This window comes from Pseudomonas sp. NBRC 111127 (genome assembly GCF_001320345.1).
GTDB lineage: Bacteria > Pseudomonadota > Gammaproteobacteria > Pseudomonadales > Pseudomonadaceae > Aquipseudomonas > Aquipseudomonas juntendi.
Window position 1 is genome coordinate 1 of record NZ_BCBD01000003.1, and the last position, 22,604, is coordinate 22,604.

A 22,604-nucleotide genomic window follows, 5' to 3' on the forward strand; every position below is an offset into this window, starting at 1 on the left:
TTCTTCATGGAGATGGGCTGGTGAACCGACGTGAGAGCGTGATCGAAGCCCGCGGCATCTGTAACCGCTTTGGCCGGCAAGTGGTGCATGAAAACCTCGACCTGGACCTGTACCGCGGCGAAATCCTTGCCGTGGTGGGCGGCTCTGGCAGCGGCAAGTCCGTGCTGCTGCGCAGTATCATCGGCCTGCGCCGCCCCAACGAAGGGCAGATCAAGGTGTTCGGCCAGGACCTGGCCGGCCTGCGCGAAACGCAGCGCTCATTGGTCGAACGGCGTTTTGGCGTACTGTTCCAGAAGGGCGCGCTGTTCTCTTCCCTGACTGTGACCGAGAACGTTGCCCTGCCACTGATCGAGCATGCCGGGTTATCCCGCGCCGATGCCGAGCACCTGGCCGGGGTAAAGCTGGCATTGGCCGGGCTGCCGATCTCGGCGGCCGACAAGTACCCTGCTTCTTTGTCGGGGGGCATGATCAAGCGCGCAGCGCTGGCCCGGGCCCTGGCCCTGGACCCGGACATACTGTTCCTCGACGAGCCGACCGCAGGCCTGGACCCGATCGGCGCTGCGGCCTTCGACCAGTTGATCCTCACCCTGCGCGATGCGCTCGGCCTGTCGGTGTTCCTGATCACCCACGACCTTGACACCCTGTACACCATCACCGACCGCATCGCCGTACTGTCGCAGAAAAAGGTCCTGGTGGCCGGCCCATTGGCCGAGGTCGAACAGACCAACGACGCCTGGATCCAAGAATACTTTCACGGCCCACGCGGGCGCGCAGCCGAGCAGGCCGCCACCCACACTGGCCAGGAGCGCTGAGCAATGGAAACCCGAGCCCATCACGTTCTTATCGGCCTGGTCACCGTCCTGGTGGTAGCCGGTGCCATGCTGTTCGGCCTGTGGCTGACCAAGTCCAGCGTCGACGATGCGTTCAAGGACTACGAAGTCGTGTTCAACGAGGCAGTTTCCGGCCTGTCTCGTGGCAGCCCGGTGCAGTACAACGGGATCAAGGTGGGTGACGTTTCCACCCTGCGCCTGGACCCTAAAGACCCGCGTCGGGTATTGGCACGGGTGCGCCTTAGCGGCGACACCCCAGTCAAAGAAGATACCCAGGCCAAGCTGACCCTGGCCGGGGTGACCGGCAACTCGTTCATCCAGCTCAGCGGCGGTACCCCACAGAGCCCCGAGCTGAAAGGCAAAGACGGCAAGCTGCCGGTGATCATCGCCTCGCCATCGCCCATCTCGCGCCTGCTCAATGACAGCAGCGACCTGGTGACCAACATCAACTTGCTGCTGCACAACGCCAACCAGATGTTCTCCGAGGGCAACATCGACCACCTCAGCAATACCTTGGCCAACCTCGACAAGACCACCGGCGCCTTCGCCGGGGAGCATGGCAGCATAAGCCAGGCTATCGAGCAACTGGTCCAGGTAGGCAAGCAGGCCAGCGCGACCCTGGCCGAAACCCAGGTGCTGATGCGCAATGCCAATGGCTTGCTGGGCACCGAGGGCAAGCAGGCCATCGGCAGCGCCGAGCAAGCCATGCAGTCGTTGGCGCAGAGCACTGCCACCATCAATAGCCTGCTGAAGGACAACAGCGAAGCCATCGGCGACGGCGCCCAGGGCCTGAACCAGCTGACCCCGGCCATCCGCGAACTGCGCGAAACCCTCAACGCACTCAAAGGCATTTCCCGGCAACTGGAAGCAGACCCCAGCGGCTACCTGCTCGGCCGCGACAACAACAAGGAGTTCCAGCCATGAAATCGTCGCTTCGCTTAGTGGCTTTGGCGGTCACGATTGGGCTGGCCAGCGCCTGCTCGATCCTGCCCACGAGCGAGCCTGTGGACCTGTATCGCTTGCCGGTCAACCAGGTCAGCCGCAGCGCGCCGCCGCTGGATTGGTCATTGCGCCTGAACAAACCGCTGGCCAGCGAGGTATTGGCCGGGCCACGGATTGCGGTCATCCCGCAGGGCAATGTAGTCAGCAGCTACAAGGGCGCGCGCTGGAGCGATCCGGCCCCGATGCTGCTGCGCAACCGGCTGCTCGACGGCTTTCAGCGCGACGGCCAGGTGCAGCGCCTGAGCGCCGACGACAGCAATTTGCAGGCTGACTACGAGCTGGCTGGCGAGTTGCAGGCGTTCCAGAGCGAATACCGCGCGGACGGCACCGTGGAGGTGGTTATCCGCTATGACGCACGGCTGGTGCAAGGCCGCACTCAGCGCATTCTCGCCAGCCAGCGCTTCGAAGTCCGCCAGCCGCTGGCAGACAAGCAAGTAGCCGGGGTAGTGGCCGGGTTTGGCCAAGCGTGCGACCTACTCACCGGGCAGGTGGTCGACTGGGCGATTGCCCAGGCTGGCAGCAGCTCAACCCGCTAGGGTTTACCCGCTGTTGCCGCCAAGCCACAAGGCCGCCGGCAGATCCGCCGACATGTGGCCATCACCGTGTAGGAGCGGGTTTACCCGCGAATACGGTGGCACATGCGACGGCGAATGCCCAAGAGACAGCGGCCAACAGGCCCGGCCTATTCGCGGGTGAACCCGCTCCTACGACGGGCAGTGTCGAGACGCCGATACGCGTTTACCCCCGGCGCCCTTGCAGCCTGATGCGGTGCAGGCCTGCAGATCGTTCAGGCAAAGAACCAGTAACACACGCAGATGGCTGCCACCACACCAGAGAACTCGGCCAGCAGCGCACACCCCACCGCATGCCGCACGCGCTGGATGCCCACCGCGCCGAAATACACCGCTAGCACATAGAAAGTCGTCTCGGTACTGCCCTGGATGGTTGCCGCCACCAGGGCAGGGAAGCTGTCCACCCCTTGGCTCTGCATGGTCTCGATCAGCATTGCCCGCGCCGCGCTCCCGGAGAACGGCTTGACCAACGCTGTCGGCAGGCCTTCGACGAAGCGCGTGTCCAGGCCCAGCCAGTTGACCGCATGGCGAATACCGTCCAACGCCAATTCCAGCGCGCCCGAGGCTCTCAGCACGCCCACAGCCACCAGCATGGCCACCAGGTAGGGCAGCAGGTTCTTGGCGACGTCAAAGCCCTCTTTGGCGCCCTCGACAAAGGCTTCGTACACCTTCACCTGCCGCAACGCACCGATCACCACGAACAGCAGGATCACGCCAAACAGCGTCAAGTTACCCAGGATCGACGACAAGCTGGCCAGTGCCGCTGCCGACAATGTGCCCAGGAAGGCCATGAAGCCACCCAGCAGCAGCGCACCGGGGATGAAGTAGGCAAGTACGACCGGGTCCCACAAACGCAGGCGTTGCATGACGGCCACCGACAACAGCCCGACCAGGGTCGAGACACTGGTGGCCAGCAGGATCGGCAGGAACACCATGGTCGGGTCGGGCGCGCCTTGCTGGGCGCGGTACATGAAGATGGTCACAGGCAGTAGGGTCAACGAAGAGGCGTTGAGCACCAGGAACAGGATCTGCGCGTTGCTCGCCGTGGTGCTGCTGGGGTTCAGCTCCTGCAACGCGCGCATGGCTTTGAGGCCAATCGGTGTGGCGGCGTTGTCCAGCCCCAGGCCGTTGGCCGCGAAGTTCATGGTGATCAGGCCCAGTGCCGGGTGGCCGGGTGGTACTTCCGGCATCAAGCGCGCAAACAACGGGCCCAGTACCTTGGCCAGCCACTCGACGATGCCGGCCTTTTCGGCAATTTTGAGAAAGCCCAGCCACAGGGTCAGAGTGCCAAACAGCAGCACCATCACCTCGACCGAGAGCTTGGCCATGGCAAAGATGCTCTCGACCATGGCCGCAAAAATGCCCGCGTTGCCGCCTATCAGCCATTGGGCCAGGGCGGACACCGCCGCCACCAGGAAAAAGCCGAGCCAAAGGCCATTGAGCATCCGTGTGTTCCCCCAGAAAAGTGCCCGAATGATAGCGTATCGGGGCGCAAGGCTGCAGACCGCGGCCGCGCAACATCACAGACAACAAAAAGCCCCGAGGGGTCGGGGCTTTTTGTCCAGCGGGGTATGAACTCAGCGCTTGGCCGCTTCGCCAACCACCGCAGTTTGCTGTTTGTCAGCCATGAGCGAGGCGTAGTACTGCTCGCCCTTGGCCGCATCGTACATGCCTTCCCAGCGCGAGATGACCAATGCCGCCAGGGCGTTGCCGATCACGTTCAGCGCGGTGCGGGCCATGTCCATGATGCGGTCGACGCCGGCGATGAAGGCCAGGCCTTCCAGCGGAATGCCCACGCTGCCGAGGGTGGCCAGCAGTACCACGAACGAAACGCCTGGCACACCAGCAATACCTTTGGACGTGACCATCAGGGTCAGCACCAGCAGCAGCTGCTGGCTCCACGACAGGTCGATACCGTACAGCTGGGCAATGAAGATCGCCGCAATGCTCTGGTACAGGGTAGAACCGTCGAGGTTGAAGGAGTAGCCGGTCGGTACCACGAACGAGCAGATCGACTTCGGTGCACCGTACTTCTCCATTTTCTCGATCACCCGTGGCAGCACGGTTTCCGAACTGGAAGTGGAGTAGGCCAGGATCAGCTCATCTTTCATGATGCGCATGATCTTGATCACCGAGAAGCCAAACAGGCGAGCCACCAGGCCCAGTACCATGAAGGCGAAGAAGGCAATGGCGAAGTATACCAGCAGCACCAGCTTGGCCAGCGGCAGCAGCGAGCTGAAGCCGAAGTTGGCGACAGTCACGGCGATCAGGGCGAACACACCGATCGGCGCGTAGTTCATGATCATGTGGGTGACCTTGAACATGGTTTCCGATACGGCCTGGAAGGTACGTACCAGCGGGTCGCGCAGCTCTGCCTGCAGGCTCGACAGCCCCAGCCCGAACATGACCGAGAAGAAGATGATCGGCAGCATTTCGCCGCGCATCAGCGCTGCGAAGATGTTCGACGGGATCAGGTTGAGCAGGGTCTCGATGAAGGCGTGCTCATGCTGCACTTCGGCCGCGGTCGCCTGATACTTGGAAATATCCACGGTACCCAGCGTGCTCATGTCGATACCGGCACCGGGGTGGAACAGGTTTGCCAGCACCAGGCCGACGACGATGGCGATCGTGGTCACCACCTCGAAGTAGATGATGGTCTTCAGGCCAATGCTGCCCAGTTTCTTCGCATCGCCAACCCCGGCGATACCCACGATCAGCGACGAAATCACGATCGGGACGACGATCATCTTGATCAGGCGAATGAAGATGTCACCGGCGGGCTGGAGGACGTTACTGATCCACCAGGCCTTTTCTGCACTGAAGTGGTTCAGCAGCGCGCCGATTGCAACACCCAGCACCAGACCGATGACGATCTGCCAGGCGAGGCTCAGTTTTGCCTTCTTCATGTCTTTACCCTTTGTTCTAGTGGTCATGACACCGGGTGGAAACAGGCGTGACAGAGCCCTTGGCCAAGTCACACGCAATAACGGTTTCCGTCCGGCGACGTTATGTAAGGACACCGCAGGCGAGCGACAGGGCGCCCTGGCCAGCGAAAAAGGCGGCAACTATTGCGATGGCAGGGGGGGAAATCTAATGCCGGAAACGCATACCCCATGCAGGTTATGCATACCGTTTTCGACCGACGAGGTAGGTTTGCAAGTCATTGATTTATAACGTTCGGAATCCCGAACAAGACGAGACAGCCATATTCAGGCGGATCTAGCACTCTCAAAAGAAGCGACAAATATGTCGTGTTCGACAATCCGAATGGCCGAAATGCCACTTGTGAGGGAGTCGATGCGGAGGGAAAAAATTTGATGTACGGTCGAGACAAAATGTGTCTCGGGGAAGGAAACGCGCAAGGAAAGAGGCGTTTCCTACGTGGCTCCTCGGAAGTCAGGTCGGCTTGGGTATCCCAGCGATACCGCCGACCTGAAGCTTCCGATTCCGCCGTTCCTGACCCGGCCCAACGCTGGAGGCACTCCCTGTACCCCTAGGCCACTCCGATCATGTCTCAACCAGAACAGCCCGGCCCCTTGGTCATGTGCAACCCCTCCTCGGGGCGGCGCATCATAGAAGGCTGAACGCTAGAAAGGTTCAGCTTCTATTTCGTGTCAGTGGGTGACCACTCACCAGCACTGGCAACCACGGCTCAGTACCAATTCGGGTCACGCTTGAGCTGCTCCTGCAGCATCGTCTTCATGCCGTCATCCGGCTTGCCCAGCCAGCGGTACTGCGCATGCCGGGTTGGCGACTTGTCCTTGGGCAAGCCTTCAGGCACCTCCACGAGCATGCCGTAGGCATCATCCTTGTCCCAGCTGAACGCAACGATCAGGCGCTTGTAGGTGCACTTGTCCTGGGCCTCGCACAGGGGGCCGACCAAGTACTTGTCGCCATCTTCCGTAACAGCAGACATTTGCTGCTCCGAGCTGCCAGTGAGGTTGACCACCCAATCGGGCAGGCGCTCCTCACCTTTGATCGTGTCCTGCCAGGTTTCCCGGTATTCCGGGTCCGAACCCAGCAGCTGGTTGGCACGGACCTGGCCATCATTGGCAGCCAGTGCCGCTGCACTGCTACCCATCAGCAGGGCAGCAGCCAGGGCAGTGTGTAGCTTCCTGCTCATTGTCAACCTCGACCGCGTCCAAAGAAGAAGGAGGCTACAAACAGGACCAGGAAGACAATGAACAAGATCTTCGCAATACCTGTAGCAGCGCCGGCGATACCACCGAAGCCCAAAACGGCAGCGACAATGGCGATGATGAGGAAAGTGATAGCCCAGCTCAGCATGGTGTTTCTCCTTTCTTTTTCAGAACTTCAAACGGTCCGCCTTAGAACACCCAGCGGTCTTGAGGCACGACATGTTCCAGAGTGGCCGGCGAAGCCGCCTTGCCCTGGGAGGGCAACGGGTCCGCCGCCTTGACGAAACTGTTGGCCCGGGTCGACTGGATCTGGCTCAGCAGCGCGGTCTGTGCAGCCACCTGGTCGGCCAGACGCGCTGTTTGCCAGCTGTAGTAGAAGAGGCCGGCAGCCAAGGTCAAAACCAGTGCGATCCCTACCGACACCAGGTGGCGCAGTGACAGGGTGGCGACTTGCGAGTGGTTGACGGACTGGCGATTCATGCCGGCTCCTCCTGCTGTAATTTTTGTTCAAACCTGAACAGGTAATTGCAGCCTGCATGCCAGCCTCATTAATAAATAAAAATCCTTTAAAAACAATAAGTTAACCATTTGGCCACAGGCGTGTCAGGACGTATCCTGCACGATGGCCATGCTGGGGTCGTGCGAATTGCACGATCAGCCTTCGACCTTGGTCGCGACCTTCAGCAGATCGGCATCCACCCCCCGCACGCCAATGATCTGCCGGGCTATTTCCACTGCGATGGTTTTTTGCTCCGCACTGACCACTTCACCGGACAACCGCACCATGCCCTCTTCACTGGCCACTTTAAGGTTCAGCCCATCAAGGTTGCGGCTGTAGCGGTAGCTACCCTGGATCTTGTCGATGATCCAGGGGTCACTTGGCTGCGGGCCGCTTGGTGTTCCCACAGCGGTTTCCCGCGCTTTGGCCATGGCAGCGCTGTCGAGGCTGACAAGATTGTTCACCAGATGCACGCCATCGGTTGTGCGCGCCACCACGCCCGCCAGCTCCTTGGCCTCGGCGCTGTCGACTTTACCCCGCAAGGTCACCACGCCCTCGCTGCTTTGCACTTCGATTGCAGCCTTCTCGGTGGTACGGCTCCACAGCAACCGCGCACGGATCACCGCTGCCAGGGTGGCGTCCTCCAGGCGCTGGGCATAGGCCCGCAGCTCGAGCGGGCGCTCGACCAGTTCAGCGTTGACCTGCAGCTGGTTATCGACCTGCTCGACACCTCGGGTAGCCAAGGCCACGTCTTCGGCCAACCGGCGCTCCACCTCGTTTTCTACCTCGCCGGAAAGCCGCGCCTGTTTGCCGTCTACCTCGACTTTGATACGGAACGGGTTGAGCATGCGGTTCAGCGACAACGCCGTTTGCAGCGCCCCTTCAAGCCGGGCGTCATGCACGGGGTCCGCGAGAGCGGGGGTGAACACGGGAAGCAAAGCGGCTGCTAACACAGCGCTGCGTAGGGCAAAGGTCATGGCGTTACCTCCTTCTGTAGGCAAAAGCTGAAAATCATCGCAACCAATGTGCCACCCTATGCCTCTAAGCAAGGCACCGGGAAATGGGGCCTGAAGGCGTCGTTTAGCCATTGGCTAGCATGCAAAGGACAGAATCCTTCAGAATTGACCATGCAACTTGCCCGATTTTTCCCACACTAAATAAAGATCTACCCTTAAGGAGCGCAGGAAATGGAATCAGCCCAGGACAACCAAGGCCGCATTCTGCTGGTGGATGACGAGTCCGCGATCCTGCGCACTTTCCGCTATTGCCTGGAGGACGAGGGCTACAGCGTGGCCACCGCCAATAGCGCCGCCCAGGCGGAGAGCCTGCTGCAGCGCCAGGTGTTCGACCTGTGCTTCCTCGATTTGCGCCTGGGTGAGGACAACGGGCTTGATGTACTGGCGCAGATGCGCATTCAGGCGCCCTGGATGCGCGTGGTGATCGTTACCGCGCACTCGGCAATCGACACGGCAGTGGACGCCATCCAGGCGGGTGCCGCCGACTATCTGGTCAAGCCTTGCAGCCCAGACCAACTGCGCCTGGCCACCGCCAAGCAACTGGAAGTGCGGCAACTCTCGGCTCGCCTCGAAGCGCTGGAAGGTGAGGTGCGCAAACCCAAGGACGGCCTCGACTCGCACAGCCCGGCGATGATGGCCGTGCTGGAAACCGCCCGCCAGGTCGCTACCACTGACGCCAACATCCTCATCCTCGGCGAGTCCGGCACCGGTAAAGGCGAGCTGGCCCGCGCCATTCATGGCTGGAGCAAGCGTGCACGCAAAGCCTGTGTGACCATCAACTGCCCGTCGCTGAATGCGGAGCTGATGGAGAGCGAGCTGTTCGGCCATACCCGCGGCGCCTTCACCGGCGCCAGTGAAAGCACGCTTGGGCGGGTGAGCCAGGCTGACGGCGGCACGCTGTTCCTCGACGAGATCGGCGACTTCCCACTGACCTTGCAGCCCAAGCTGCTGCGTTTCATTCAGGACAAGGAATACGAGCGCGTGGGTGACCCGGTTACCCGCCGGGCGGACGTGCGCATCCTGGCTGCCACCAACCTCAACCTAGAAGAGATGGTGCGCGAAAGCCGCTTCCGCGAAGACCTGCTCTACCGCCTGAACGTCATCACCCTGCACCTGCCGCCCCTGCGCGAGCGCAGCGAGGACATTCTGACCCTCGCCGACCGCTTCCTTGCCCGTTTCGTCAAGGAGTATTCCCGGCCAGCACGCGGCTTCAGTGAAGAAGCCCGCGCGGCGCTGCTCAACTACCGCTGGCCCGGCAACATTCGCGAATTGCGCAACGTAGTGGAAAGAGCCAGCATCATATGCCCGCAAGAGCGGGTAGAAATCAGCCACCTGGGCATGGGTGAGCAGCCGGCTGGCAACGCCCCACGCGTTGGCGCCGCGCTTAGCCTCGACGAGTTGGAGCGTGCGCACATAGGTGCCGTACTGGCCGCCAGCGACACCCTGGACCAGGCCGCGAAGACCTTGGGCATCGACGCCTCCACCCTGTACCGCAAACGCAAGCAATACAACTTATGAAATGGCCACCCATGAAGCTGCGCACGCGGCTTTTCCTCAGTATCTCGGCACTGGTCACCGTGGCGCTGCTCGGTCTGCTGCTGGGCCTGGTCAGTGTTCTGCAGATGGCCACGATGCAACAGCAACTGGTGCGCGACACCACCCACTCATTGGAGGTGGGGCTCAAGCTGCGGCAGAACCTTGGCGAGCAGTTGAACCTGATTCTGGATGACGACACCGCCCCGGAAAACCTGCGATCGCTGCAGGACAACTTCCAGTCCCTTCTGGCCAAGGGGCTGGAGCAAGGCGGCGAGCGCACCGGTTTCAGCAAAGCCAACAGCAACTATCAGGCCTTCCTCCAGGCTTACCGCGACAGCCCGGCCCCTGCCCGCAGCATGGGTGTGGACCAGCCGCTGGGCGCCGCATTCAATCAGGTCCGCACCGACCTGATCGACTCCCACAGGCAGGCCCTGGACCTGATTACCCGCAGCGAGGAGCGCAGCCGTGACCGCGCCTTGCTGGTCAGCGGTGTGCTGGGCTTGATGGGCCTGGTGGTGCTGGTACTCGGCTTTATCAGTGCGCACAACATCGCGCGGCGCTTCGGCCAGCCGATCGAGGCGCTGGCCACGGCCGCCGACCAGTTGGGCAAGGGCAATTTCGATGTCACCCTGCCAGTCACCCAGGCGGCCGAACTCAACCAGCTCACCCGCCGCTTCGGCTTGATGGCCGATGCCTTGCGCAAGCACCAGGCCACCAACGTCGACGAGCTGCTGGCCGGCCAGCAACGCTTGCAGGCGGTGCTGGACAGCATCGACGATGGCCTGTTGATCATCGACCGCCAGGGCCGGCTGGAACACCTCAACCCGGTAGCCCAGCGCCAGCTGGGCTGGAATGACAGCCGGGTAGGCAGCAGCCTTGCCGAAGCGTTGCAACGGCCAGAGCTGGAACAGCAGCTGCGCCAAGTGCTGCGGGGCGGCAGCCTGGACCGGCCACCAGACGATCTGAACATGGAGGTGGATGAAGAATCGCGCCTGCTTACCTACAGCCTGACCCCGGTCAGCCACCCGCAGGGGCCGATTCTTGGCGCAGTGATGGTGCTGCACGACGTAACCGAGCAGCGCGCCTTCGAACGTGTGCGCAGTGAATTCGTGCTGCGCGCCTCCCATGAGTTGCGTACGCCCGTTACCGGCATGCACATGGCCTTCGGCCTGTTGCGCGAGCGCGTCAAGTTCCCGCCAGAAGCGCGGGAGAATGACTTGCTGGAAACCATCGGCGAAGAAATGCAGCGCCTTACCCAACTGATCAACGACCTGCTCAACTTCTCGCGCTATCAAAGCGGGCTACAGAAACTGGAGCTGGCTCCCTGTGCCATCGACGAGCTGGTGGAGCGGGCACAACTGCGGGTTGCCGACCAGGCTGCGCACAAGCAGATCGAGTTGGTCAGCGACCTGGAGCAGCCACTGCCGCGCATCCAGGCCGACCCCGCGCAACTCGATCGGGTGCTGGACAACCTGCTGCACAACGCCATCCGCCATACCCCCAAGGGCGGGCGCATCCGCTTGCACGCCCGCCGCCATGCGGAGCGGGTGATCATCAGTGTCGAGGATAACGGCGAAGGCATCGCCTACGGCCAGCAAGGGCGCATTTTCGAGCCCTTCGTGCAGGTTGGCCGCAAAAAAGGTGGGGCGGGGCTGGGCCTGGCGCTGTGCAAGGAGATCGTGCAACTGCATGGCGGGCGCATGGGCGTGTTTTCGCGGCCGGGGCAGGGCACGCAGTTCTATATGGCATTGCCAGTCTGACGCACGCGCGCCTACACCCTACGCGGGTCGTCGCGGCTGATGCCCGCGTGTGACCATCTGGGCAAACTGCCTGGCCGTCAACGGCCGGGCAAATAGCCAGCCCTGGCCGTAGTTGACCCCTTCACCGCTCAACAGCGCCGCTTGGTCCTCACTCTCGATACCTTCGGCAATCACCCGCAGGTGGAGGTCGTGGGCCATGCGAATGATGTGGGGGGCAACGCCACTGCTGGCGGCATCATGGCCAAGAGCGTCTATGAACGCCTTGTCGATCTTCAGGCAGTCCACCGGCAACGTCTGCAGGTAAGCCAGGCTGCAATAGCCAGTACCAAAATCGTCGATCAGGACCTGATGCCCTGCGGCGCGCAGTGCCTGCAGATTTTCGCGGGCCACTACCACGTCGATCAAACCCCGCTCGGTCACCTCGAAGGCAATCTGGCTGGGCGCCACCCGGTGCAACGCCAGCAGGCGCGCCGATACTCGGCCGATGCGCGGCTCCATCACATCGCAAGCCGCCAGGTTGATCGAGATATAAAGGTTGGGGTGCGAGCGCAGCAACGGCCCCAGTTGTTCAAGCACACGTTGCAGCACGAAGTCCGTGATCTGGCGGATCTGCCCGGTGTCTTCCGCCAGCGGTATGAACAGGTCGGGGCTGGTCAAGGTACCGTCCGGGCGGCGCCAGCGCACCAGGGCCTCGGCGCCCACGCAACGCCGGCTGCCAAGCTCGATGATCGGTTGGTAGAGCACCTGCAGCTCGCCACGGCGCAGCGCACCCTGCAGCTCTGAGCTCATCGAGCGCCGCTGCAAGATCAGCTGCAACACCAGCCAGCCGATGAAGCAGGCGGCCAATACGCTACCCGGGAACAACAGCCAGAGCATGCCGTTCATGCGCAGGGGCAAGCTGACACGCGGGGCGATCAGCACCAGTTGGTAGTCAGGCGACTTGGTTGGCATGCGGTAGATCAGGCGGTCACTGAGTTCGAGCAGCGACTTGTGGCTATTCGACCAGGCCGAGGGCGGCGGCCATACCGGTGGCGGGCCCAGGACCGGAATGGCGCGGGCACCGTTGTCGAGTACTACCACCAGGCTGCCACCCGGTGGCAGGTCGACCACATCGGTCAGGTGCCCACGTGAGGTCGAGACCAGGAACCTGCCCCGGCCGAGCATCAGCGCGGCGAGGTTCTCGTTCGGCTCGGTGGTGGTGTTGAGCCAGTAGCTGTAGACCGGCCCCTTGATGTCCGGCGGCCGCAAGGGCACGAACGCGCGCTCGTTACCCCGGTTCGAGCAGGCGACATTGCCGTCCACGTAGGCCGCTTCGTAAATGAAGCGCGAACTCAAGCCCACCTGCTGCAAGGCCGCCAACATGGCCGGGCTGCATCCACGCAGCGGCTGTGCCTGCAACAGGTCGACACCCTCGCGCAGCTGGCCGAATACCTGCTCCAGGCGCTCGAGAAAACGCTCGCCCTGGGCGTTCATCTGCTCGGTTTCGCTCTGTTTCAGCTGCTGCAGGGCGATGCCGATGCTGGCAGAAAGCAACAGGGCGGCGCTGGCCAGTGCTGCCAGCGTGGCGAGCATCCAGGGACGGTAGAAAATTTGACGCAGCAAGCCAATGGCAGACGACATGGACGGCATCCAGTTGATAACTAAGGTATAGCAACTGAATCAATAATCACCTGCGCCGTTTAGCGCTTCGCTTGCCCATGCCAGGCCCCAGCCAGCACGGGCAACGCCCCTGTCACCGCGCGCGGCCTGGTGACAGTCAACGGGTCCGGTTGAGCACCTGCAGCATGGCCGCCGTCTGCGCATCGGGCATGCCGTCGAAACGTTGCGGGCGGAAGCGCATCTGGAAGGCAGCGATGACATGCCGGGTGGCTACATCGAGCACGCCTGTTTGCTCGATCTGATAACCAAACCGCGCCAGCTCCTGCTGATACCAGCCAACGCTGGGCGGGTTGACGTTGAAGTACGCTTGTTGCTGCGCCACGGCGTTGGCATCTGGCCAGACCCCCAACCCAGCATCGGCCAGGCGTTTCCACGGGAACAAAGGGCCCGGGTCAAGCTTGCGCAATGGGGCGATATCGCTGTGGCCAATGATATGCCGGGGCTCGATATTGTTACGTTTGACGATGTCCTTGAGCAACGCGATCAGCGCCTGGATCTGCGCCTCGCTATAGGGGTACCAGACCCGCCCGTTGGGTGTATCGGCAAAGCCTGGGTTGACGATTTCGATGCCGATGGACGACGAATTCAGCCATGTGCGCCCCTGCCACTGGCTGTCACCGGCATGCCAGGCGCGACGGCTCTCGTCCACCAACTGGTACACCGTCGCCGGGCCATCACCAATCAGGTAATGGCTACTGACCTCACCGTGGGTGAGCAATGCCAGCGAGCGTTCCAGCGAGGCATTGGTGTAATGCAAAACAACGAACTGGATACGGTTGTCCTGGTTCGCCGAAGGGTGGCTGCGGTCGATGCGCAGGCCCGTGGAGCAACCGGCGACGGTGAACAGCAGAAAGGTGATCAGGGTTTTTTTCAGCGTGGAAAGCACGTCGGAGGCCTCGGCGTAAGAGCGCTACAGTATAACGTGCTCGCCAGCAGCAATGTTTGCCGCGAGTCAGCGGCTGCCCATCAGTTTTGTTCCACGCGATTGCGCCCGAGTTCCTTGGCCCGGTACAACGCGGTGTCGGCGCGCTTGAGCACCTGGTCTGCGCGCTCGCCAGCGCGGAACGCCGCCAACCCGATGGAGGTGGTGATCACCACCCGTTCACCCTTGAAGTGGAACGGGCAGGCTTCGATGGTCGCCCGCAGCAGTTCAGCGGCTTGCGCAGCCGCCGGCGGGGCCGTCTGCGGCAGCAACAGGACAAACTCTTCGCCACCGAACCGGGCTATGAAGTCACGGCCGCGCAAGCACTTGCGCAACTGGTCGGCAACGATCTTCAGCACTTTGTCCCCGGCCAGGTGCCCATAGCTGTCATTGATGCGCTTGAAATGGTCCAGGTCGAGGATCGCCATTGCCAGATGGCCGCCCTGGGCCTGCCATTCGAGCATTTCCCGTTCCACACGCTCGCTCCAGGCCGCCCGGTTGGGCAGACCGGTGAGCGGGTCGAGCAGGGCCTTTTGCCGCTGCTCTTCCAGGTGTTCACGGTAACCGAGTGCCTCGTGCTCCATGCTTGCCACACGCTCCGACAAGCCCTGCAGGCGGTTGGCCAGTTCCTGCTCGCGGCGATCACGCTCGTGCTTGTGCTCGTCCATGGTCACTAACAAGCCTTCCAGGCGGTTCTCCAGGATATGCTTGAGGCTGTCGACATCGGCGGCACCTTGCACGCTGCTCTGCAACCCGTCTACGTGCTCGCGCAACTGGGTGTCCAGCGCGCGGGCGGCACTGCTGTTGTCGGCATGGCCGGCGCTGGCTTCATGCAGATGGCTCTGGAACCCTTCCAGGCGCTCGTTGAGCTGCTGCAAGTAGGTTTCAAATTCATGCTGCCCACTGTCGGTGATCGCCAGCATCAGCACTGCAAGGTCGTCCAGTACCGGGATCAGCTCATACCAGTTCAGGCCGCGGGCCACCCGCGCACGCATTTCCAGTGCCTGGGCCTTGTGCCGCTCGGGCAGGCTGAGGTCGTCGAGCAGGCCGAGCAAGGTTTGCTCGATGTGTGCAGCGACCTGACTGTACGGCGGCTCCACCGCGTCGGGGAGGGCATAAGGGCCGTCTTCGCCGAACGTTGGTTCAAGCTCCGCTAAGGGTGCAGGCGCCGGCAGCGGCTGGCTGACCCCGTGTTCGGCGGCCGGCCCTTCACCTGGCTGCGGCACTGGCGATGCGGGTACTTCGGCCGCTTCGATCAGCGCCGGGCCAGCTGCATCTGGCGCTGGCTCTGGCTCGGGCGCTGCGGGCAGCTCGGCGGCCGGTGCAGCAGGTGCTGGCAACGGTTGCAACGCATCGATATCAACATGCGGGTAGGCGTCGGGGCTGGGTGGCGCGGCGTGCGGTGGAGCCTGGGCATCCGGCACCGCTTCGGGCACAAGCGCCGGCTCCCCTTGGGCATCGTCATCGCGGCTGCCGAACAACCGCTGCAGAAAACCAGGGCGGGTTTCTTCACCCGGCTTGCCCAAGGCGGCCAGCGCACGCCCCTGCAAACCGCTCAGCTCACCCAGCAATGGCGGCAGGTCGCGTGACTGGGTAACGCCCCCATCGAGCTTCTTCGCCAGCTTTTTCAGCGGCCGGGCAATATCACCAGGCAGCGGCAGGTTCTGTAATTGGCCCACCAGTGCAGCCAGAGCATCGCCGACCTGATTCATGCGGTTTTCGCGGCGCTGTTCCGAATCCAGCACCGCCTTCTCCAGGCGCGGAATCAGCCCGGCAAGGCCAGCATCCATGTTGTCGCTGCGAATGACCTCGCGCATCTCTTTCATGCACGCGTCGACCACCTTGTCACTGCCTTCCGCAGCCAGGGTACTGCGCACCAGGCCACGGCGCAGCAAGTCGAGACGGGCGTCCCAACGACGTTCGAGCTTTTCTTGCTGCTCGATGGCTTTGAGGTATTTTTCTTTCCAGCGCTCGGCTTCTTCGGTCATGCCTGGATCCGCGACGGGTGATACATCTGGGGCTGTCTGATTACACGCTGTCGGCGCGCACGCCCAACACTTGAGGGCGTGCGACGCCTTGGCTGATTCAGCTCAAGGCCGGCAGCGTATCCACAGTCAATGCATCAGGCAATCGGATCTCTACCGCCACCGGAAGGTGGTCGGAAATAGGCTGGGCCAACACCTCGACACGCTCCAGTGTAAGGCTGGAACTGAGCAGAATGTGGTCCAGGCAACGCTGGGGTCGCCAACTGGGGAAGGTAGCTTCGACCTGCGGGGCCACCAGGCCCAGGTCACGCAGGGGCGAGTGCTCGAGCAGGTCGGTGGCGTGGGTGTTCATGTCGCCCATCAGCACCTGGTGGCGGTAGCCGCCAATCAGCTCGCGGATATAGCCCAACTGCAGGGCGCGGGTCTTGGCGCCGAGGGCCAGGTGCATCATCACCACGATCAGCGCATCCTCGCCTTCGCCGAACCGCACCAGAATTGCCCCGCGCCCGGCGGGGCCCGGTAACGGGTGGTCTTCGAGCAATTGCGGCTTCAGGCGGCTGAGCACGCCGTTGCTGTGCTGGGCAAAACGCCCAAGGTTGCGGTTGAGCTGTTGGTACCAGTAGGGGAAGGCACCCAACTGGGCCAGATGCTCGACCTGGTTCACGAACCCGGAACGCAGGCTGCCACCATCGGCCTCCTGCAGGGCCACCAGGTCGAAGTCGCTCAACAGCTTGCCGATCTTCTGCAAGTTGCCGGCGCGCCCATTATGCGGCAGCAGATGCTGCCAGCTACGGGTCAGGTAATGCCGATAACGTTCGGTGCTGATGCCGACCTGAATGTTGAAGCTGAGCAGCCGCAGGCGACCATCGTCCGGCAGGCCGGGTGCCTGCAGGTGATGCTCGTTGACCTGCGGCTGGTGCAGGCCAATGCCACGCGTAGCTCTGAAGCGGGGCATGGGATACGCCGCTTACTTAGCGGCGCGCTCCTTGGCGATCAGTTGGTCGGCGACCTCCAGCACGCCTTCGGGCCCACCTGCGGTACCCAGGTCGAAGCGGTACTTGCCGTCGACGACCATGCTCGGTACGCCAGTGATTTCGTACTTCTTCGCCAGTTCCTTGGCCTGGTTGATCTGGCCCTTGATGGCAAACGAGTTGAAGGTGGCGAGGAACTTGTCCTTGTCCACGCCCTGGGTGGCGAGGAAGTCCGCCATGTCTTGCGGGTCAGTCAGGCGCTTGCGCTGGTTCTGGATAGCATCGAACACCGCCGCGTGCACCTTCTGCTCAACGCCCATGGCTTCGAGGGTCAGGAACATCTGGCCGTGGGCATCCCATGGGCCACCGAACATGGCCGGTACGCGCTTGAAGTTGACATCCTTGGGCAGTTTTTCGACCCAGGGGTTGAGCGTCGGCTCGAAATGGTAGCAGTGAGGGCAGCCGTACCAGAACAGCTCAACCACTTCGATCTTGCCAGGCACGGAAACCGGAACAGGGTTGCTCAGCTCGATATATTGCTTGCCGGCAGTGGCGGGCTCTGCGGCCTGCACCGCAGTCATACCGAATACGCTGGCGGCGACCAGCGCAGCGCTGAGAATCAGTTTACGCATGCTTTACTCCTGAGCAATCATGGGTCGCCACTACGCGACCTGCCTTGAGACAGGCCGGGAAGGGCTTGAGTTCTGTAGTGTACCGGCTACGCACTGAAAAAAGGGTAGCCCAGCCACCCTTTCATCATTGGCCTGCAACATTAACTGAAAGTTAATGCGAAGCCCCTGAAGGCATGTGCAGCACCTGCAGGACCGCGCCGCCAGTCAGTGCAGGCCCTGGATATAGCTGGCCAATGCCTCGATATCGTGGTTGCTCAGCTTGCCGGCAATGGTGCGCATGGTCATGGCATCGCCGTCGTTGGTGCGGTTGCCTTCACGGAAGTCGGTCAACTGCTTGGTCACGTACTGGGCATGCTGCCCACTCAAGTGCGGGAAACCGGCCAGGGCGATACCCGCGCCATTGGGCGAGTGGCAGCCGGTGCAGGCGGGCATGCCTTTTTCCAGGTCGCCGCCGTTGAACAGCGCGCGGCCGCGCTCGACCAGTTTGGGGTCGGCAGCCCCCACGCTGCCTTTCTGGCTGGCGAAGTAGGCGGCGATATCGGCCAGGTCCTGGTCATTGAAAGCAGCCAGCATGCCGGTCATTTCCAGCACGGTACGTTTGCCCGACTTGATATCGTGCAGTTGTTTTTCCAGGTAGCGCTGGCCCTGGCCAGCCAGTTTCGGGAAGTTGGGTGCCAGGCTGTTGCCGTCGGGGTTGTGGCAGGCGCCACAGACGGCCGTCTTGGCCTGGCCGGCAGCGGCATCGCCTTTGATAGGTTGCGCAGCAGTGGCCGCACCTGCGACACCCAGGGTCAACAGCAGACTCACGACTAGTTTGTTCATCAGCTAATCCAACACGGCTAAGGGTGAAATGTTATGTATCGGGACTGCCACTCATCCAAAGGATGACCAAACGGTAGTCCTCGGCACTGCAGTCCATGCACAATCCACGCGGCGGCATAGCCTTGAAACCCTGGGTCACATGCCGGACGAGTACATCCATACCTTGCGCCAGCCTTGGCTCCCAGGCTGCCCGGTCACCCTGCCTGGGTGCCTGGGGCAATTGCCCGGTGTGGCAAGCCGCACACGTGCGGTTGTACAACACCTCGGCATCCTGTGTAGCCTGTGCGCTGAAATACGGCAGGAACATACCGACAGCTAGCAGCCATTTCGCCAGGCGAAACGACCTGACAGGGTTGGGGGACGCGCTGCGTTCTGATGCGCAAGCTATAGTTCGGCACCCCATGCCCGTTCCCCTTCGCTGGGAGAATGGGCACACAAAAACTGGGGCATTATATACTTCTGTCAGCCAAACGGAAACGACACCGCTTGCCGGCCTAGGCTTTGGCAACACCCACATCGGATATCCCATGCAAGTCAAGAACCCCATCCTCGGCCTCTGCCAGAAAGCCAAATTCGCCCTCAGCGCAGCCAAGGTCGAACAATGCCCGGACGATCAGGGCTACGAGGTGGCCTTTGCGGGCCGTTCCAACGCCGGCAAATCCAGCGCCCTCAACACCCTGACTCACGCCAGCCTGGCGCGCACCTCGAAAACCCCGGGGCGCACCCAGCTGTTGAATTTCTTCAGTCTGGACGATGAACGGCGTTTGGTCGACCTGCCAGGTTACGGTTATGCCAAGGTGCCGATTCCGCTCAAGCAGCACTGGCAGAAGCACCTGGAAGCTTATCTGGGCAGCCGTGAGTGCCTGCGCGGCATCATCCTGATGATGGACGTGCGCCACCCCATGACCGATTTCGACAAGATGATGCTCGACTGGGCCAAGGCCAGCGGCATGCCGATGCACATCCTGCTGACCAAGGCCGACAAGCTGACCCACGGCGCGGGCAAGAACACCTTGTTGAAGGTGCAATCGGAAATTCGCAAGGGCTGGGGCGACGGTGTCACCATCCAGCTGTTCTCGGCGCCCAAGCGCCTGGGCGTGGAAGAGGCCTATCGGGTGCTGGCGGGCTGGATGGAGCTGGAAGACAAGCCCGTGGCCTGAGGCCTGCAGCGCGGAGCATGGCCTGGGCTTCGCCCAGGCTCAGGCCAAATTGCGGGCAAAAAAAACCCCGGACTTCGTATGGGGAGGGGGAAGTTCGGGGTCCAAGTCCGGACCGCTAGGGCGGGGTCCAGATATCTGCCAACACTTAACACAACATAGGAGCATCGAAAGGCTTCAACAGCCATTCAGTTACTCTGAGTTCCGCTTCACTGGTTTAGTTCCGAAGCCCTGAAAACTATTTGCGATAGTTTCATGAAAGCCCAGCCCCGCGCGCGCCAGCGCTGCCAGGATCCGCGTCACCACGTCGCAGATCCTACACAGCTTTTACGGCTCAATCAGTGAGCTTCGTCCCAGTTCGCACCAATTCCTGCTTCTACCAGCAGCGGCACATCCAGCTGCGCCGCCTTGCTCATGTGCTGGCGAATTTCATCTTTGACCTGTTCAACCAGATCCTCGCGCACCTCAAGCACCAGTTCGTCGTGAACCTGCAGGATCACCCGCGCGTCCAGGCCGCTCTCGCTCAGCCAGTTATCCACGTTGACCATGGCGCGCTTGATGATGTCGGCGGCGGTACCCTGCATAGGCGCGTTGATGGCCGTACGCTCGGCGCCTTTGCGCAGGGCCGGGTTCTTGGCATTGATGTCTGGCAGGTAGAGGCGGCGGCCAAACAGGGTTTCGACGAAACCTTGCTCGGCAGCCTGGGTACGGGTGCGCTCCATGTAGGCCAGCACCCCGGGGTAGCGGGCGAAGTAGCGGTCGATATAGTCCTGCGACTGCTTGCGGTCGACGCCGATCTGCTTGGCCAGGCCAAATGCGCTCATGCCGTAGATCAGGCCGAAGTTGATGGCCTTGGCTTTGCGACGCTGATCGACGGTGACGTTTTCCAGGGCTACACCAAAGACCTCCGCCGCCGTGGCACGGTGCACGTCCAGGTCGTTGCGGAAGGCGTGCAGCAAGCCTTCGTCCTTGGCCAGGTGGGCCATGATGCGCAACTCGATCTGCGAGTAGTCGGCCGCCAGCAGCTTGTAGCCTGGGCTGGCGATGAACGCTTGGCGGATTCGGCGGCCCTCGGCGGTACGGATCGGGATGTTCTGCAGGTTCGGGTCGCTGGACGACAGCCGGCCAGTCGCCGCCACCGCTTGCTGGTAAGAGGTGTGAATACGCCCGGTACGCGGGTTGATCTGCCCCGGCAGCTTGTCGGTGTAAGTGCTCTTGAGCTTGCTCAGGCTGCGGTACTGCATCAGTACTTCAGGCAGTGGGTAACCCAGCTCCGCCAGCTCGTCGAGCACCGCTTCGGCCGTAGACGGCTGGCCTTTGGCGGTCTTGCTCAGCACCGGCATGCCCAGCTTGTCGTACAGGATCGCCCCCAGTTGCTTGGGCGAGCCCAGGTTGAACTCCTCGCCCGCCAGCTCGTAGGCGCGCCGTTCCAGTTCGGCCATTTTCTCACCCAGCTCACCGCTCTGGACGTGCAGCAGGGCTGCATCGACCAGTGCGCCCTGGCGTTCGATCTTGGCCAGTACCGGCACCAGCGGCATCTCGATGTCCATCAGCACCGGCTGCAGGCTTGGGGTCTGGGCCAGGCGGGCCTGCAACGCATGGTGCAGGCGCAGGGTGATGTCGGCGTCTTCGGCAGCGTAGGGGCCGGCCTTGTCCAGGTCGATCTGGTTGAACGTCAGCTGCTTGGCGCCCTTGCCGGCGATATCCTCGAAGGCGATGGTAGTGTGGTCCAGGTACCTTTGCGCCAGGCTGTCCATGTCATGCCGGGTGGCCGTGGAGTTCAGCACGTAGGACTCGAGCATGGTGTCATAGGCAACACCGCGCATGGCGATGGCGGGCGAGCCGTTGGCGAGGATGTTGATATCGTATTTGGCATTCTGCCCGACCTTGGCCTTGGCCGGGTCTTCCAGCAGGGGCTTCAAGGCCAGCAGCACGGCGTCGCGGTCCAGCTGGGCCGGCGCGCCCTCGTAGTCGTGGGCCAGCGGAACGTAGGCCGCTTCATGGGGCGCCACCGCGAACGACAGGCCGACCAATTGGGCCTTCTGGGCGTCCAGGCCGGTGGTTTCGGTGTCGAACGCGAACAGCGGCGCCTGGCGCAGCTTCTCCAGCCAGGCATCGAAGCGTGCCTGGTCGAGGATGGTTTCGTACTTCGGCTCGACCTTGGCCACCGGCTCCGCGACCGGCGCAACGTCATCACCCACCCTGGCAGCCTCCCGCTGCACGTCGGCAACCCAGCTCTTGAACTCCATCTCGGTGTACAGCGCCAGCAGCGCATCGCGGTCAGGCTCGCCGCATACCAGCGCCTCGACCTCGACATCCAGCGGCACGTCGACCTTGATGGTAGCCAGCTCATACGACAGGAAGGCCGCGTCGCGGTGCTCTTCCAGCTTGGCCGGCAGGGTCTTGGCACCGCGAATGGCCAGTGCCGGCACCTTGTCGAGGTTGGCGTACAGGTCGCTGAGGCCGCCACCAATACCGGTCAGCAGGCCCACGGCGGTTTTCTCGCCCACACCGGGCACACCGGGGATGTTGTCGACCTTGTCGCCCATCAGGGCCAGGAAGTCGATGATGTGCTCCGGGCCGACGCCAAACTTCTCATGCACGCCCGCCACGTCCAGCACGCTACCGGTCATGGTGTTGACCAAGGTAATGTGGCCATCCACCAGCTGCGCCATGTCCTTGTCACCGGTCGAAATGATGACCGGGCGGCCCAACGCGGCGCTGCTGCGCGCCAGGGTGCCGATCACGTCGTCGGCCTCGACCCCTTCGACGCACAGCAGCGGGTAGCCAAGGGCCTTGACGCTGGCGTGCAGCGGCTCGATCTGCACCCGCAGGTCGTCGGGCATGCTCGGCCGGTTGGCCTTGTATTCGGCGAACATGGCGTCACGGAACGTGCCACCCTTGGCGTCGAACACCACGGCAAAGAGGCTGTCCGGGTATTGCTTGCGCAGGCTCTTGAGCATGTTCAGCACACCCTTCACCGCACCGGTCGGCATGCCCTTGGACGTGGTCAGCGGCGGCAGCGCGTGAAAGGCGCGGTACAGGTAGGAGGAACCGTCCACCAGGACGAGGGGCGCTTGGCTCATGAGCAGAATCAACCTT

Annotated in this window: 20 protein-coding genes; 6 read left to right on the top strand and 14 right to left on the bottom strand. The window is 62.5% G+C overall.

Annotation, left to right across the window (positions count from 1 at the left end):
- Positions 1-20: 20 nt before the first annotated feature.
- The 3 genes from APH30_RS00980 to APH30_RS00990 are packed head-to-tail and all read left to right on the top strand — an operon-like array spanning position 21 to position 2,368.
- The gene (locus APH30_RS00980) at positions 21-812 is read left to right on the top strand and encodes an ABC transporter ATP-binding protein (RefSeq protein WP_054911487.1); all 792 of its coding nucleotides are present in this window, start codon (positions 21-23) and stop codon (positions 810-812) included.
- A 3-nt stretch (positions 813-815) separates the two neighbouring features.
- A complete protein-coding gene (locus APH30_RS00985) occupies positions 816-1,754 on the top strand; it encodes an MlaD family protein (RefSeq protein WP_009683571.1) in 939 nt (312 codons plus the stop codon).
- A complete protein-coding gene (locus APH30_RS00990) occupies positions 1,751-2,368 on the top strand; it encodes an ABC-type transport auxiliary lipoprotein family protein (RefSeq protein WP_054911442.1) in 618 nt (205 codons plus the stop codon). Before APH30_RS00985 ends, APH30_RS00990 begins: the two co-directional genes overlap by 4 nt.
- A gap of 251 nt (positions 2,369-2,619) precedes the next feature.
- On the opposite strand, the gene APH30_RS00995 is transcribed toward APH30_RS00990, so the two are convergent.
- The 6 genes from APH30_RS00995 to APH30_RS01015 all read right to left on the bottom strand — a co-directional run bounded on the left by APH30_RS00995 (position 2,620) and on the right by APH30_RS01015 (position 8,019).
- Entirely contained in the window at positions 2,620-3,849 is a 1,230-nt protein-coding gene (locus tag APH30_RS00995; RefSeq protein ID WP_054911443.1) for a nucleoside recognition domain-containing protein, read from the bottom strand.
- Positions 3,850-3,981: 132 nt separating this feature from the next.
- Complete coding sequence (gene gltP / locus APH30_RS01000) at positions 3,982-5,310, bottom strand: glutamate/aspartate:proton symporter GltP (protein ID WP_009683574.1); 1,329 nt, start codon at positions 5,308-5,310, stop codon at positions 3,982-3,984.
- Positions 5,311-6,056: 746 nt separating this feature from the next.
- Positions 6,057-6,527 (bottom strand): inhibitor of vertebrate lysozyme family protein, encoded by a 471-nt coding sequence (locus APH30_RS01005; RefSeq protein ID WP_029885353.1) that lies wholly within the window; start codon positions 6,525-6,527, stop codon positions 6,057-6,059.
- A gap of 2 nt (positions 6,528-6,529) precedes the next feature.
- Entirely contained in the window at positions 6,530-6,691 is a 162-nt protein-coding gene (locus APH30_RS27420; RefSeq protein ID WP_003252966.1) for a DUF1328 domain-containing protein, read from the bottom strand.
- A 41-nt stretch (positions 6,692-6,732) separates the two neighbouring features.
- Positions 6,733-7,023, bottom strand: a complete 291-nt coding sequence (locus APH30_RS01010; protein ID WP_029885352.1) for a hypothetical protein — start codon at positions 7,021-7,023, stop codon at positions 6,733-6,735.
- 174 nt (positions 7,024-7,197) lie between these two features.
- Entirely contained in the window at positions 7,198-8,019 is an 822-nt protein-coding gene (locus tag APH30_RS01015) for a BON domain-containing protein (protein ID WP_054911444.1), read from the bottom strand.
- A gap of 210 nt (positions 8,020-8,229) precedes the next feature.
- On the opposite strand from APH30_RS01015, the gene algB reads away from it, so the two are divergent.
- Positions 8,230-9,576: a sigma-54-dependent response regulator transcription factor AlgB gene (algB, locus tag APH30_RS01020; RefSeq protein ID WP_029885350.1), complete on the top strand. Its 1,347-nt coding sequence runs from the start codon at positions 8,230-8,232 to the stop codon at positions 9,574-9,576.
- A complete protein-coding gene (locus APH30_RS01025) occupies positions 9,573-11,354 on the top strand; it encodes a KinB sensor domain-containing domain (protein ID WP_009683579.1) in 1,782 nt (593 codons plus the stop codon). Before algB ends, APH30_RS01025 begins: the two co-directional genes overlap by 4 nt.
- A gap of 18 nt (positions 11,355-11,372) precedes the next feature.
- Here the strand turns inward: APH30_RS01025 and APH30_RS01030 are convergent, their stop codons facing one another.
- The 7 genes from APH30_RS01030 to APH30_RS01060 all read right to left on the bottom strand — a co-directional run bounded on the left by APH30_RS01030 (position 11,373) and on the right by APH30_RS01060 (position 18,679).
- On the bottom strand, positions 11,373-12,974 hold the full coding sequence (locus tag APH30_RS01030; RefSeq protein WP_054911445.1) for an EAL domain-containing protein: 1,602 nt from the start codon (positions 12,972-12,974) through the stop codon (positions 11,373-11,375).
- A 136-nt stretch (positions 12,975-13,110) separates the two neighbouring features.
- Positions 13,111-13,899, bottom strand: a complete 789-nt coding sequence (locus APH30_RS01035; protein ID WP_029886308.1) for an N-acetylmuramoyl-L-alanine amidase — start codon at positions 13,897-13,899, stop codon at positions 13,111-13,113.
- 80 nt (positions 13,900-13,979) lie between these two features.
- Positions 13,980-15,923: a GGDEF domain-containing protein gene (locus APH30_RS01040; protein ID WP_054911446.1), complete on the bottom strand. Its 1,944-nt coding sequence runs from the start codon at positions 15,921-15,923 to the stop codon at positions 13,980-13,982.
- A gap of 97 nt (positions 15,924-16,020) precedes the next feature.
- Positions 16,021-16,875 (bottom strand): endonuclease/exonuclease/phosphatase family protein, encoded by an 855-nt coding sequence (locus tag APH30_RS01045; protein ID WP_054904504.1) that lies wholly within the window; start codon positions 16,873-16,875, stop codon positions 16,021-16,023.
- 12 nt (positions 16,876-16,887) lie between these two features.
- Positions 16,888-17,523, bottom strand: coding sequence for a thiol:disulfide interchange protein DsbA (gene dsbA, locus APH30_RS01050; RefSeq protein ID WP_054911447.1), 636 nt, complete (start codon positions 17,521-17,523; stop codon positions 16,888-16,890).
- A gap of 204 nt (positions 17,524-17,727) precedes the next feature.
- Complete coding sequence (locus APH30_RS01055; protein WP_009683585.1) at positions 17,728-18,345, bottom strand: cytochrome c; 618 nt, start codon at positions 18,343-18,345, stop codon at positions 17,728-17,730.
- A gap of 31 nt (positions 18,346-18,376) precedes the next feature.
- Positions 18,377-18,679: a cytochrome c5 family protein gene (locus tag APH30_RS01060; protein ID WP_029886304.1), complete on the bottom strand. Its 303-nt coding sequence runs from the start codon at positions 18,677-18,679 to the stop codon at positions 18,377-18,379.
- Between the two features lie 193 nt (positions 18,680-18,872).
- Here APH30_RS01060 and yihA point away from each other — a divergent pair, with 193 nt between their 5' ends.
- Entirely contained in the window at positions 18,873-19,505 is a 633-nt protein-coding gene (yihA, locus tag APH30_RS01065) for a ribosome biogenesis GTP-binding protein YihA/YsxC (RefSeq protein ID WP_009683587.1), read from the top strand.
- Positions 19,506-19,840: 335 nt separating this feature from the next.
- Here the strand turns inward: yihA and polA are convergent, their stop codons facing one another.
- Positions 19,841-22,588, bottom strand: coding sequence for a DNA polymerase I (gene polA / locus APH30_RS01070; protein ID WP_054911448.1), 2,748 nt, complete (start codon positions 22,586-22,588; stop codon positions 19,841-19,843).
- Between the last annotated feature and the right edge of the window lie 16 nt (positions 22,589-22,604).

What these genes read in the sequence shown, in the direction of transcription:
- gltP (WP_009683574.1), bottom strand. Translation starts at nt 5,310, where the DNA reads ATGAAGAAGGCAAAACTGAGCCTCGCCTGGCAGATCGTCATCGGTCTG.
- dsbA (WP_054911447.1), bottom strand. Translation starts at nt 17,523, where the DNA reads ATGCGTAAACTGATTCTCAGCGCTGCGCTGGTCGCCGCCAGCGTATTC.
- APH30_RS01040 (WP_054911446.1), bottom strand. Translation starts at nt 15,923, where the DNA reads ATGACCGAAGAAGCCGAGCGCTGGAAAGAAAAATACCTCAAAGCCATC.
- algB (WP_029885350.1), top strand. Translation starts at nt 8,230, where the DNA reads ATGGAATCAGCCCAGGACAACCAAGGCCGCATTCTGCTGGTGGATGAC.
- APH30_RS01010 (WP_029885352.1), bottom strand. Translation starts at nt 7,023, where the DNA reads ATGAATCGCCAGTCCGTCAACCACTCGCAAGTCGCCACCCTGTCACTG.
- APH30_RS27420 (WP_003252966.1), bottom strand. Translation starts at nt 6,691, where the DNA reads ATGCTGAGCTGGGCTATCACTTTCCTCATCATCGCCATTGTCGCTGCC.
- APH30_RS01015 (WP_054911444.1), bottom strand. Translation starts at nt 8,019, where the DNA reads ATGACCTTTGCCCTACGCAGCGCTGTGTTAGCAGCCGCTTTGCTTCCC.
- APH30_RS01030 (WP_054911445.1), bottom strand. Translation starts at nt 12,974, where the DNA reads ATGTCGTCTGCCATTGGCTTGCTGCGTCAAATTTTCTACCGTCCCTGG.
- yihA (WP_009683587.1), top strand. Translation starts at nt 18,873, where the DNA reads ATGCAAGTCAAGAACCCCATCCTCGGCCTCTGCCAGAAAGCCAAATTC.
- APH30_RS01025 (WP_009683579.1), top strand. Translation starts at nt 9,573, where the DNA reads ATGAAATGGCCACCCATGAAGCTGCGCACGCGGCTTTTCCTCAGTATC.
- APH30_RS00985 (WP_009683571.1), top strand. Translation starts at nt 816, where the DNA reads ATGGAAACCCGAGCCCATCACGTTCTTATCGGCCTGGTCACCGTCCTG.
- APH30_RS01055 (WP_009683585.1), bottom strand. Translation starts at nt 18,345, where the DNA reads ATGAACAAACTAGTCGTGAGTCTGCTGTTGACCCTGGGTGTCGCAGGT.
- APH30_RS01005 (WP_029885353.1), bottom strand. Translation starts at nt 6,527, where the DNA reads ATGAGCAGGAAGCTACACACTGCCCTGGCTGCTGCCCTGCTGATGGGT.
- polA (WP_054911448.1), bottom strand. Translation starts at nt 22,588, where the DNA reads ATGAGCCAAGCGCCCCTCGTCCTGGTGGACGGTTCCTCCTACCTGTAC.
- APH30_RS01045 (WP_054904504.1), bottom strand. Translation starts at nt 16,875, where the DNA reads ATGCCCCGCTTCAGAGCTACGCGTGGCATTGGCCTGCACCAGCCGCAG.
- APH30_RS00995 (WP_054911443.1), bottom strand. Translation starts at nt 3,849, where the DNA reads ATGCTCAATGGCCTTTGGCTCGGCTTTTTCCTGGTGGCGGCGGTGTCC.
- APH30_RS00990 (WP_054911442.1), top strand. Translation starts at nt 1,751, where the DNA reads ATGAAATCGTCGCTTCGCTTAGTGGCTTTGGCGGTCACGATTGGGCTG.